This window comes from Echinicola strongylocentroti, from assembly GCF_003260975.1.
In the GTDB taxonomy this organism is placed as follows: Bacteria; Bacteroidota; Bacteroidia; order Cytophagales; family Cyclobacteriaceae; genus Echinicola; species Echinicola strongylocentroti.
The window spans coordinates 2,794,893-2,808,109 of record NZ_CP030041.1; the positions used below are offsets into that span (position 1 = coordinate 2,794,893).

Annotated in this window: 8 protein-coding genes; 1 reads left to right on the forward strand and 7 read right to left on the reverse strand. The window is 48.9% G+C overall.

Annotated elements, in window-relative coordinates:
- Window positions 1-85: 85 nt before the first annotated feature.
- The 7 genes from DN752_RS10795 to DN752_RS10825 all read right to left on the reverse strand — a co-directional run bounded on the left by DN752_RS10795 (window position 86) and on the right by DN752_RS10825 (window position 12,433).
- Entirely contained in the window at window positions 86-2,137 is a 2,052-nt protein-coding gene (locus DN752_RS10795; protein ID WP_245949504.1) for an exo-alpha-sialidase, read from the reverse strand.
- Complete coding sequence (locus DN752_RS10800) at window positions 2,134-3,078, reverse strand: glycoside hydrolase family 43 protein (protein ID WP_245949505.1); 945 nt, start codon at window positions 3,076-3,078, stop codon at window positions 2,134-2,136. Before DN752_RS10800 ends, DN752_RS10795 begins: the two co-directional genes overlap by 4 nt.
- Before the next feature lie 377 nt (window positions 3,079-3,455).
- Window positions 3,456-5,036, reverse strand: a complete 1,581-nt coding sequence (locus tag DN752_RS10805; RefSeq protein WP_112783956.1) for a glycoside hydrolase family 28 protein — start codon at window positions 5,034-5,036, stop codon at window positions 3,456-3,458.
- Window positions 5,037-5,205: 169 nt separating this feature from the next.
- On the reverse strand, window positions 5,206-6,633 hold the full coding sequence (locus tag DN752_RS10810) for a glycoside hydrolase family 140 protein (protein WP_112783957.1): 1,428 nt from the start codon (window positions 6,631-6,633) through the stop codon (window positions 5,206-5,208).
- A gap of 200 nt (window positions 6,634-6,833) precedes the next feature.
- On the reverse strand, window positions 6,834-9,989 hold the full coding sequence (locus tag DN752_RS10815) for a DUF6298 domain-containing protein (RefSeq protein WP_245949506.1): 3,156 nt from the start codon (window positions 9,987-9,989) through the stop codon (window positions 6,834-6,836).
- A 12-nt stretch (window positions 9,990-10,001) separates the two neighbouring features.
- Entirely contained in the window at window positions 10,002-10,661 is a 660-nt protein-coding gene (locus tag DN752_RS10820) for a DUF3826 domain-containing protein (RefSeq protein ID WP_112783958.1), read from the reverse strand.
- A gap of 62 nt (window positions 10,662-10,723) precedes the next feature.
- Window positions 10,724-12,433 (reverse strand): polysaccharide lyase, encoded by a 1,710-nt coding sequence (locus DN752_RS10825; protein ID WP_394337168.1) that lies wholly within the window; start codon window positions 12,431-12,433, stop codon window positions 10,724-10,726.
- A gap of 433 nt (window positions 12,434-12,866) precedes the next feature.
- Between DN752_RS10825 and ytxJ the strand changes: the two genes are divergently transcribed.
- Window positions 12,867-13,202 carry a bacillithiol system redox-active protein YtxJ gene (gene ytxJ / locus DN752_RS10830; RefSeq protein WP_112783959.1) on the forward strand — a complete coding sequence of 112 codons (336 nt, stop codon included), beginning with the start codon at window positions 12,867-12,869 and terminating at the stop codon, window positions 13,200-13,202.
- The last annotated feature ends 15 nt before the right edge of the window (window positions 13,203-13,217 follow it).

The window sequence follows — 13,217 nt, forward strand, 5'->3', positions numbered from 1 at the left end:
AGGACGACATATCGTCCGCAAAACTTAACACTTTAATTATCGTCAATTCAGGATTTCATCCGTGGTTAAATCCCTAAGGAAATTTCTAATACGTCACTAGCGACTCCAAATAGAACACCGCTTCCGGATCTTCGTCTCCAGCATTGTCCAAGTCATAATCTTGGTCGGTCGGTGTTTCTGCATTGGGAAAGTAACGCTGGGCACCTGTCCTGAACACTACTCGCTCCATCGCATTCAGCGGTGCAAAGAAGAGCTTAGGCCCTTTTTCCTCTCCATTCACCTTGATTTGATAGAAGCGTGTTTCCGTGTTGAGGTCCATTTCCACATGATAGCTTTTCCCTTTTTGGTATTCGGTGAGGGTATTCATTCGGTAACCAGCTCGCGTTTTGAACAGCCCATCTTCGTCAAAGATCAGCTGCACCCCTGGGCGACCTTTGGCATCTTGGATTTCGATCTGAAATTTACCGTGATCACTTTGCCCCGGCCTGACCGTAAACTCCACATGCAGCTGCTTACTGCTTGGTACCATCCGCTGTGCCTTGCCATAATCAAAGGGGTCCTTGTCATGGAAGGTCAGGTATTTTTTACCATCTTTTTGGCTGATTCCCGTTTTGGCCCACTGCGGGCTATAGGTATTCCAAAGGTCCAGTTCGCGTCCCTGAGGCAACTGGTCAAAAACTTCATTGGCATGACCAGCAGCATCTGCAGTAATGGGAGTGGGCACAGAAGCCACCCAAATATCCTCTTTATTGACACTATAGGTCAACCACATCTTGCCATCCGGCGGAGTGCCATTACCTTCCAAAATCCCTCGAACATACTGTGGGCCGTATGATTTGTAGTTTCCGCCATAGCGCATGGAAGTGATTTCCCCATGTACAAGCAGCAAATCAGTATAGTCAATTCCATCCTGACTGGTAGAAACCGCCAGTGGCCACCGGTATTCGGAAGGATTGTAAACCGTGGCATAAGCTCCATCCGGCGTTCGTTGCCCCCAGATTTTGGCATTGCCATTTACGACGCCTGGGGCTCTCAGCGGACTATACTCCCAGGACTTCCCGCCATCATGGCTGATGCTGGTAAGGGCATGTTTCCACAAGCCTACCACGCGGCCATCAGGTAGGTGATAATAACTAAATGCTTTGTACTGTTTCTTTAGGGGAATCAAAGGGTCATCGCGATCTGCTTCTTCTACCCACTGTTGCATCATCAGCGGTTTGCTCAGCAATTCGTCACAGGCTTCCACAAGGCCCTTGTCCCTGCTAGACTCATAGAATGGAAAATCGGTGTTCTCTTCACTCCACCCTTCGTTATATCGGATAAAATGGATCGGTCCAAAACTGCCGTCCGCTTTGATTTCCCTGACCACTCGCCCAATGCCGTTGCCATCATTCGGTCCATCGTGTGCATCCAGGGCAATCCCATAATAGGCCAGCGCCAGCAACTTACCATTGTCAGCTACATAGAAGCCCATTCGCTGGTGCATCACCGCATCGAGGTCTTTGGCCACGCCATCATGTCCCTCTTTGGTGGTGCCATCAGGAATACGATAAGGGGGAAAAATCACTGCGGGAGCTGTCCAGTCGTAGCCATCATCAGAAACCTGCAGAAGGGTCTGGCTCGGGGCAATGTGCTCCCCAACCGGATCGCTCAGGTATTCCATATAGAATTTACCCTCCCAAAAAGCGATCATCGGCGCGTGGTTATAGGTCCAGCCAAAGCCGTCCCCTTTTTCAGGCTGTTCCCGGTTGGCACGCATGGTCTGGACAGCGTGCACGCCAATGGCCGGCTTCAGCTGCCCATGGTGATAATCCACTCTGGACAAGGTACTGCCACTGTAATGCAGAGTGTCCTGGGCGGAAAGCTGCGCTGAGGTGATGGTGATAATGCATAGGATCAATAAATAATGTATAATTCGGGGATTACAAATCCTGAACGGTTTCGTTCCTTCGGAAAGGCCCTGTACAGACATCCGGAACAGTTTGCTGGCTAAGCCCTTTAATTGGAGATTGCCACGTCGTCCTCCCGTCCTCCTCGCTATGACGCCTGGGAAGCACGGAAATTCAGCATTTCCTGGCCTTCGTCCTTTATACTTCGTACCTCGTACTTCTATCTTCATACGCTTAAATAGCTTCATTTCGTTTTTGCGTTGGCTTTTAGGTTATCCAGCACTTCTTTGGAAACCGTGCTGATGGTACCGTGTTTATGGCCCTCGGGCAAGCTGATCTGATCATCAATACTGGTAAAATTCTCGAAATCATCGGTGCTGACGGCCTGATAGGTTTTGGCTCCATAGCTGTCAAAGTAAATCAGCCACTTATCTCCGTCTTTCAGTACGGTAGGACCTTCAGTGAGAAAGTCAGAAAAAGGAGCGGAGTAATCCTCCCACGGGCCTAAAGGGGAATTGCTAAAAGCCACTTGAATATTTCTATTGGGCCGGGTATTGTCTTTCAGCACCAAAACATAATCATCCTTCTTTCGCTTCACGATCACCGCATCGATCACACTAAATCCAGGCTCCAAAAAGAGTTGGGTGGGGGTAAATTCCTCAAAGTCCTTGGTGGTGGTATAGTACATCCGGTGATTGTTACGCTCTTCCTCCTCGCCCTTTTCATAGCGAAAAGGAATAGTGGATGCCCAGATGATAATGTAGCGGTCTTCTTCATCGTCATAAAAAATCTCTGGTGCCCAGACATTGACCACCTCGGGCTCATGGGCCATCGCAGGGATGAATTGCTGCTTCGACCATTGAATAAAATCCTTAGTGCTGGCATAGCCAAAACCATTGCCACCCTTCCAATCGGTGGTCCACACCATATGATACGTCCCCTCTGGCCCTCTGACCACAGAGGGGTCACGCATGATTTTACTCTTGCCTGCTTCCGGAGGAAGGAAGGGGCCGCCTAGGCTCTCCCAGTGATACCCATCTTCACTATAAGCCAAGTAAAGCCCTTCGTCTGCAGGCTCTCTAAAGGACGTAAAGATGTAATACTCCTTCTCTGACTGACAGCCCAGAAAGCAGATTCCAGTCAGTATTAACCCAACTACCCACCAATAATGTTCGACTTTTTTCTTCATGTATTTCTTCATTAAATCTTACGGGGATTACAAATCCCCCTTATTCCGGTTCGGGATTTAAAATCCCCAACAGCGAGCTTAGCCTTTCTTTACCGTAGGCTTTACCCACCACTAAAATATTAACACCCCTTCGGAGTTATCAGGGCACATCTCCATTTAATTGCCAAGCACTTTCGTATCCATCTTCTGATTCGATATACCTCTGTCACCATAGGAACCAGACACGGCTTTATAAGTAGAAACCACCTTCCCACTTTTTAACCTTACAACCTCGCCTCATAAGCTCTCAGAGCTTTCTCCCCTTTGGGATAGATAGTTTAGCCCTCTTGGATCATCCAACACACCGGATACCGTTACTCAAATCCATTGTCTAGCCTCTATTGTCCTGATACTCCTTTCACCTCATTCCCCTTTATCACTGGTTCCTCCACATTGTTCCATTGGTTGTTTTGGATAAAGATGTCCATGCTCTTTTCTCCGACTATTTTTAAGAAATTCGGCGTACTGACCATTGGAAAATTATTGGTGACCAAGGCATTGCTTACATTCGTCATTTCGATCACAGGTCGATTGGCATGGGGTCGACGGCTTTTGATATTGTCCAGTAGGATACCTTTTGTCTCCGTCACACTTACTGAAGGTCCCTTCTCAGTGGTGATTTGTACATCATGCAGCTCCACATTGGTGGCGGTATGAATAGAAATTCCTTCTTTGGCCTGCATGTTAATATTGGAGAAGCTGATCTGGTCGATAGGCATTTCAGGAATACCCAGGATTTTTCCGGCCACATTTACTTCGCTTCCGGTGACATTGGAAATATGGATATTGCGGAAGATGGGTGTCTCTTCTGTCACTGGGCCTTCTTTGGTATTTTTATCATAAAACAGGTTCATCACAATGGCCTCCAGCTGAATGTCCTTCATGACCACATTGTCCACCCTGATTTCTTCGACCACACCGCCACGTCCTCTGGCTGCTTTCAGTCGGATTCCCCTGTCCGTGCCATCAAAGACACAATTGGAGATCGTTACTTTACGGATACTTCCCGAAACCTCACTTCCGATCACCACTCCACCATGCCCGCTAAGCATCGTACAGTTGGTGATAGTGACATTTTCGGTCGGAGTGTCCCACTTGCGGCCATCAATGTCCCTGCCTGACTTGATCGTGATACAGTCATCGCCCACGCTGATATGGCAATCGGAGATGTGCACATTGCGACACGAAGTAGGGTTGATGCCGTCGGTATTGGGAGAGGGTGGGTTTTCGATGGTGACACCGGTGATGGTGACATTATCACAGAAAGCGGGGTTTACCGTCCAAAAAGGTGAGTTCACAATGGTCACTCCCTCGATGCGTACATTTTTGCAGCGGAAAGGCTGGATCAATGGCGGCCTGAAAAACTTCAGCCGCATCGTCTTTTGGTAATTGGGAGTGGTTTCCAGTCCCACATTGGCCTCAGTCCACATTTTTTGGTATTTGCTTTCCTTGAGGGTTTCGGGATCTGCCTCATGGATGCGGTACATTTCCATCCACCAGTCTTTGCCTTGACCATCTATTTTTCCGCGACCGGTAATGGTGATATTCTCTGCCTCATACGCATAGATCAGTGGTGAGAAGTTATTCATCACAGTACCTTCCCAGCGCATCTGCACGAAGGGTAAATAATGATCAAAATTGGTAGAAAACCGCAACACTGCTCCTGCATCCAAGTGAAGCGTCGTATTGCTTTTCATGTGAATGGCTCCCGTAAGGTAATCACCTGCCGGGAAATACAGGGTTCCTCCACCTTCCTCTGCAGCCTTGTCAATGGCATTTTGGATCGCTTCCGTACAAAGCTCCCCTTCGTTGTTGCCACCAACATCCAAAATATTGGTCCAGCCGGAATTGGCCGCTGTCAACGATTGACTAAAGGCAAAAAGGCCTACCACAAACAGTAATTTTGTTATTCTTTTCATAGGTTATTTTGATAGGTAGTTGGGGATTTGAAATCCCCATTATTGTTGGTTCGGGATTACAAATCCCGGACAGGTCAGCCTCATGAATTGGCTCGGATATCCAAATCCCGTACAGCTTAAGAGTCTCAAATCTCAAGACTCACATCTCAGTACTCATGACTCACTACTCTCACTTGTAATTTAACACCAAGACCCAGTCGTTGCCATCCTGCACCTTCCCGTCTGGCTTAAACTCCTGAACGCCCCTGGCATCCACTTCACCGATTTCGGTCATTTTCCCATTTCTGGGATTAAACCAGCTCGCCGTGGCTTTTTCACCTTTGATCACCTCCATGTTTACTTGAATGGCCCTACCGGTATACGTATAGATGAGTGCGTATTTTTCGCCTCTGGTGGCAGCCAAATGATCGTGTTGCTCTCCTTGGTTGGCGATCAGGGATTGGTCAGGAATACGCTCCAAGTACGGGAATTGCACTATCAGGTCTTTCAGGTGGTGCATCTGCTTGGCACCAGGGTCATTGATGGCATCGGTCCATAGTTTGGTATTGCCGTAAGCGCCCACTTCGCCATCTTGGGGACGGTGCATTTGCATCACGGCACTATGGCCGTAAGTGTGGCCTGCTGCTCCCGAGAAAACCGCCCAGTAGGCATATCTTCTTACTGCATCCGCACCCCAAAACCCTTCTTCAGGATCATGAAGTCCCTCTGGAATGCCTTCGTAAGAGGGCTCTCCATCCACGGTAGGCATTTTACGATCCAGTTTGTAATCCGCCTGGACATACTTCCAGTTGTCCTCGCCATAGGCCCTGTCCGTGTCGTCTTGGTCATAACGACGATGACCCGACTGAAACATATGAAAATCCATCCACGGGGCATCTGCGAACCAATCTGAAGATTGCATTCTGCCTCTTGGGTGGAAAGTGATCAGGTGGTTTCTGTCATTTTTGTCCAAGGTTTCGCCAATGGCATTCCATACATCCGTATGCTCATTGCCAAAGGTGTCTCCTCCATTGAGCCAAATGACATTGGGACGGTCTTTGTAGCGTAGGGTGAGGAACTTGGCATATTTCTTTGCTTCCTCCACCGTGACGGCACCGTCCTTGACATTGGAACCCCAAACGGGCACCATGGCCATGTAAATGCCTTTTTTCTCGGCTTCCCTTACCAAGAAGTCAATATGATCCCAAAAATCGTACGCGGTAGAATCCGCAAAATCACTTCCAGGATGTGTCAGCGGCGTGGCCACATTTTGGTTCACCAAGGCACTGTCGCCGTAGGCATTGACGGCATCAAGGGTATGCAAAGTCATCACCTGAACGACATTGTAACCCTTTTCCTTCCGGTCTTCAAAATAGTGTAACGCTTCTTCCCGCTTGAGCTTATTGAACAACAACCATCCGGTATCCCCCAGCCAAAAAAATGGCTCGCCACTGGTGGTGACGAAATAGCGCTTATTGTCGGAAACCTTCAGGAAGGGCAGGCCCTTTGGGGCTTCTGCTGGCTTTGCTGCGGTTTGTGTTTCAGTTTTATTGCTTTGGCAGCCTAGTAGGGAGCCAAGGACAAGGGCTGCGATGCCCAGTGTTATGTTGAGTTTCATGGTATAATTGTTGAAAGATTTTTACTATTTCAATGTTGTAAGGTTATGATGTTTTTTCCACACGTTCAGCTCAAAGTAAGGGGATGGCAAATTCCAGCTATAGTTGTGCAGGGTCTCTCCCCTTGCACCATGAAAATGGAGTCTTAGACTCCACTTTAGCTAGTCCCGCGGCACAGCCGACGGAACAACAAATGCCTCCTTTATTTCCCTTTAATCCACAGGACAACGGGACCTTCGGCTTCTAACGACAAACCAGCGTTCATTTCTTTGGGGCTTACCCCTCTTTTGATAATTTCCCCGCTTCCGGAGTGAATGACCAGCAATTCTCCATCTTCAGGAATTTGACCACTAAAACCCGTATTTCCGGCCGTATCTAATGTTGACAGATAAATCAGCACATCTCCTTTTTCATTCTTCATCAACCAATCCCCACTGCCATCTTCCACGGGTTTCATCATGGCCAGACTCTCCTTCCAATATGGATCTGCCACGACGGGCAAATTGGGCAATGAGCCTCCGGCAAACAGCACCGCCCAGCCCATCCTGCTGCCAGCAGGTGTGGAGTAGATCACTGCTTTTTCGGGAAATTGGTCGCGGTACTTTCTGATCCCTTCGTAAATAGCACCTGGGGTTTCCTTTCCCTGTTTCATTTTTCGGGCATGCTGACGTGGAGCCATGTGCATTCCTCCCAAAGGTGTATAATCCTCCCCCTCCGAAGGATGCCAATAGCGAATGTCAATCACATCCACCAACTTGCTCCTTACCGGATCTGCCAAAATGGAATCCTGCACATCCTTCGTGGCACTCAGTGCGATCAGGGCATCGTTTGCGGTCTCCGCTTCCCATTCCCCAATCACATCAAACCAGAATTGCGTAAAGTGCAGTGGCCCTGTGTATTCGGCACTGGTAAATTGCAGCACATTGCTGTTATCGGCAAAATTCCCTAAACACTGCCGGATAAATTTCCGGTGCAATTCCCTTCGCTGTGGATGGTCTACATCATAGAAATATTCATCCATGAAAATGCGCTTATCGCCGGCATAGGGCGGGGGCTCTGGGAAGCCGGTATCATTGATATTATTGGCCGTTCGCCAAGGGGAGTCTGCCCAATGGGCTCCTGCCTCCAGGATATTGTGTTGGAAGTAATTTTGGTGCATCAGCAGAATACCTTCCCGCTCGGCTAGATCGGCAAATTGATCCAATCTGCTCCAATAAAAATAGCTGTACTTGGTCAGGTCATATTTGCTCAGTCTGTCCCAAGCTTCTCCTTGGCCACTTCGGGCAAAAGGCTGCTCATAGAAGGGCGGCCATACATCCGGATCAAGTCTCCTGACCCGCTCATGGTCATCCCTTCTTCGCTCGTACCAAAGTCCATAGTTGTGATCCAAGGCTACACTTCCTTCCGCTTTCATAGTGGATACTACCTCGGGAATCAAATCCGTATAGCCTTCCCCATACCTTCCCGGTACAAAACGTGTCACATGCGGACGTGCCCGCTCTACGTCTCGCGGGCGCAGGCTTCCCCGCCACCATTGGACGGATTGGGTCTGGCCGGTAAGCAGTTGGCCATTCCAGGTGAGCCGCCCATCCTCGATCACCACACGGGGAGCGGTAGTTTTATCGGCTTTTTCTATATCAATTTTTAAATCGGAAAAGGCCTTAGCTTGGGAAGCCTTGGTATCTATTGGGTTTCTTTCAGCAGCCTGACGGATCCATTCCTCCATGGTCAATAAAGGTTCCCTTGCCAGCATGGTCATCTCCGCTGCCTGCTCCACCGAGGGACTACTGGTCGGTTCGGACCCCACAGACATCAGGAACGGATCCAAAGGCAAGCTGCCCAACCGGTCTTCCAGCTGCGCATAGTAAAGGCTGCGGGGATTGACATGGTTGTTGGTTTCGATCCAGTGGCCATTTCCTTCAAATTGCGCCCAAGCTCCAAACGCCCAGTTTTGGGCGGTAGGAGGACTGTAGTTGCGGATTTCAGCTGCATCACACTGCCAGAAGACACTGTTGGCAGCAGTCCATCCGGCACCTCGGCCTTCTTGCATGCGGTTCGCAAAAACCAATGCGTGACCATCGATCCTCACAATGTCAAACAATACGCCCGAAGCCCATCCTTGCTGGGCACCACTAAAGCTGTGGGGCAAGTAAGCCTTGCACTGCACAAAAGCATTGGGACCGGCAGTGGCCAGTCCGGTGCTGAAATCGTGATAGCCAAATTCCGAATAGCAACGCTGGAAAAGCGTTTGCTGTCCTTCTGTAAAAAAGGTGTTTCGTCGCTCTCCTGCCACCTCGGACACTGGTGCCAAAGAGCGGCAATCTTCCACGGTGATTCTCCTACCTGTCTTATAAACGGCCACGGCTGACCCAGCAAAATGCTTAAACTCCACCTGCCTCACCCAAGCGTCCTGAACATTTTCCATGGAGATGGCCGACCAGCGGTGGTCTTCGTCTTTGGGATTAGCCTGATCATAAGTGGACTGCATGGTGAGGTTTTCGATAGCTACATTTTTTATTCTCCCCGGCCAGTGATAGGCCACCAGGTATCCTCCACCATATTCTTGGTCAAGGGAATTGGTCAAGGGCACATCGAAGGTGACTTTTCCTTCTGCCGCGTTGGCTACCTCCCTGTCCCAATATTGGTTGTGGCCGCCGGGTTTCCAGCCTATCCAGCCGGTCTCGCCGCCAAAATCCTTCATTCCAAGCGCATCGATCCACGCTTGGGTAGAAGGCCGCACCACCATGACCTTCGTTCCTGCCGAAATCCCTCCATTCACGGTTACTTCCTGTGCATTGACGGGCACATAATCATCGGTGATGTGCAGGGTATCACCAAATGCGCGATTATCCCTTCCCAGTACCCGAACAAGGGTTTCACGGGTTTTGCCTGAACCGAGCAAGGTCGTTTCTCCTTGGCCACTTCCCCTGAGCACTACACCTGATTGGGCAAACTGAAGCTGTCCAGCTACCTCATAAGTGCCTGATTGCAGCAAAACGGCTCCTCTAAAGCCATTTTCATCTGCCTTCAAGCTGCCGACATATTCAAGCGCAGCTTGGATGTGGGCAGTTGCATCCCCCTCGACAGGTGGAAGTACCACTTTCACGGGCACCGTAGGGATCGCTTTCTCACTGGCCATATACCCGCAATAGGAAAAATCCGGGACCGTATTGCCCCTATCATATTGCTGATAATGGAGTTTTCCCTCTTCCCGGCTGATGGGGTTTTCGTCCTGCCTCGCCATAAGCGGCAAAGACCAACAGACCAAAAGGCCAAGTACCACAAAATTCTGGAAGAACCTTCTCCCAGAATTTTGGATGCCTATCAACCTTTTATTATTGCTATAAAACTGTTTCACTTTTTTCGTAGCTTATTGATTGTTATCGGCTTTTTGGCGTTCAAACATATCCTTTTCAGCCTGCTTGAGATCATAGCCTAAATCCGAGAGGTAATTGGTGATCTTTCCTTTGTATTTTCCGAACCAAGCGTGCTTGGCATGGGAAGATCCTGCATCCATGGCATGCTCTCTGGCTTCTGCCAACCAATTCCAGATGTTGTCTTTCTGCGCTTGCGTAAGGTCTGGCAGCATCTCTTGGTACACTTTGAAGGTGTTGGGAGCCACACCGTAGGTCATCCCATCCTTTACCTGATCCACCTGCTCTGCAGTCAATTCGGAAGAAAGCTGTGCAAGGTACTTCTTGTGTAGTTTGGCCATGGCCTTGTTGGCTTTCTTTTCGGCTTTGCTGATTTTCTTTTCCTGCTTCTTGCCCTCGTACATTTCCTTCGCCGCATCGATTTGCGTGTCACGCTCGTCATGGATCAGGCTAAGGTTTCTGTATTGTTTGGCTATATAGTCGGTTACCTTATCTGCTTTTTGGGCATCAGCAATATCCATATTCTCTACGATCTTCTTGGCCCGTTCATTGGTCACCTTCACATACTCCGGATCAAAGTCCTGGGCATTCGTTAGCTGCACCAATCCCATCATCATAATGGCTGCAAATAGAAGTGATTTTATATTCGTTTTCATAGTTGTTTGATTTCTTAATCTTGATTTTAAAGGCATTAAAAACACGGAACAGGCATTGATACTTATTCCTGCAAAAGCCCACCGTTCTTGGCCACTTCCAACAGGGTATCGTGGTTGTTGTCCCAGTTGGTCCAATCTACTTTTTTGGTGGGATCGATACCGTTGAGGTATTTTTCGAGGTTGGTATAGCCATCACCATTGAGGTCTGCATTGGCGTCAGAAGGATCATTGGGATCGAGGCCGTATTTCTCCTCCCAAGCATCTGGGATACCATCACCATCGGATTCCTGATAAGGAGACCCCTTGTATTCTGGATAACCACCTACTTGGTCAGGATGGACGATAATGCCCTTTTTATAAGAATCTATTGGCAATCTTCTGTTGATAAGTTCTGCTCCGATTTCCATTTCTTTTCCTTCCGGTGCATTGATTTGACCGCTCTTGACAGTCTTCACGATCCGCTGGTCCACCGCATCACGCTTGGGCAATGTAGCTCCAGCATGGTCCAATACAAACTTGTAAGCTGCTTTGGCAGACATGATGTTTAGCGGTGCCATTTCGAATGGCTTGGATTGACGCATATAGGCAAAGTGCTTTTCCCTCTCTGCAGGGCTGAGATCACCAGGCTGCACGCCACCGTCCCAGTTGTCTGCGGTCACCTGTGGATTGCCTTCTACGTAGTTTCCATCCACATAAGCCCTACCAAAGGTCTTGGGATCCAAATAGCCAGATTCTGGTTTGATGATCCGATAGCTGATGGGTTTGCCTTCAGGCGTCATCGGTCCCGGTTTGTAGTAATTATTGATGATGTTGAACAGGGAACGGTAATCACCGCCATCCACGGACCGGTTCCACCAGTTGAACAGTACATTATTGACGAAGGTAAAGTCCCCGTACATCCCCACGGAAGGGTTCCGGGAAATGTTATTGGCCCAAAGGTTTCGGATAAAGGTGCTGTTCAGCCCACCGATGGTGCTGCCAAAAGCGTGGTTATAGGTATCCAGTCCTTCGGACGAAATGGTATTCTGGATGGTAATATTGGCGGTAGGCAATTTCTTTCGATCTGAATTTTCATTGGCCGTAAACATGTTTCGGTACATGGAGATATTTTCATCCAAGCCCCAGCTCACCGAGCAGTGGTCGATGATGACATTGCCCATGGGGTCACCACTCAGCGCATCATCTCTACGTGTCACATCCGTGGCACCTCTTCGGAACCTCATGTGCCGGATGATCACATCATGTGTATCCACCGCAAAGGTCTCACCGGCCACACAAACGCCATCCCCAGGAGCTGACTGCCCTGCAATGGTGACATAGGGAGCACGGATGCTGATGGGTTTTTCCAGTTGGATAATCCCGGCGACATTAAACACAATGGTCCTGGCACCACCAGCCTCGCACGCTTCCCGTAGCGTTCCTGGGCCACTATCTGCCAAGCTGGTCACGACGAAAACCTTTCCCCCTCTTCCGCCAGCCGTATAGGCTCCGCCACCTTCTGCACCAGGAAAAGCAGGAATAGCGGCTTTTACAAAATCCTTGGGATAAGATGCCCAGCGCATATAAGGCCTTCCTTCTGTGGCTTCTTGTTGGATGGTAGGGTAAATTTCGTCCCATACCTTGTCCAGTCTCGCTTCTTCCAAGGCCATTATGGAGTCGGTCTTGGCCTGCATGGCCGGTGGGATTTCGGGATATTGAGCAAATGCTTCCATGCCCAGCAGTGCCGATGCACCCATCATGAGCAAGTTTTTTTGCCAAAATGACTTATTCATAGCCAACATATTCAGTTAATTTTAGGTTTAGGGCAGCAGCTTCGCAAAGCCATACCGCTGTTAATCTTACAAGCCAAAGAAAGTCGGTGATACCGTACATATTCCTTAAATTACTTATGTAAAGTTACTTAATAAGGTAGCCAAACCTTCCTGAACTATCCTGCTGAAAAGCCTACATTGCACCTGAACGGGGATATTATTGACCTGAAAAGGGATATTGGAAGCATGAAGTTGGGGCGGTAAAATGGGAGCACGCTCAGCACAGGAATCAGGAACCGCTTATACGGTCAGCAACTCAAATCTTACCTGTCCTGTGTCTCACGGCTCAAATCTCAAGACTCACTACTCAAGACTTCCCCATCATAACCATTTTTCACTTATCTTCGAACCAAAACCAGCTTTTGGGTTGTTACACACCAAACGAAAAGAAACTATGACTTGGAAAGCAATTGATCACCTCGAACAAATCAATAAAATCAAAGAAGAAAGCAAGAACCAACCGGTGCTAATCTTCAAACACTCTACCAGCTGCAGCATCAGTGGCATGGCCTGGAACCGGCTGCAACGCAATTGGCAGGAGGGAGACTTCGAAAAAGTCAGTCCTTACGTACTGGACCTGCTGAGCTATCGTGATATCTCCAATGCCATCGCCCAAGAGTTTGCCGTGGACCATGAATCCCCCCAAGTGATCCTTCTCAAGGACGGCATGGCTTTTTATGACACCAGCCACATGGGTATCAATTACCAAGATATTATTGACAAGGTGTAATTAAACCCGGAATCA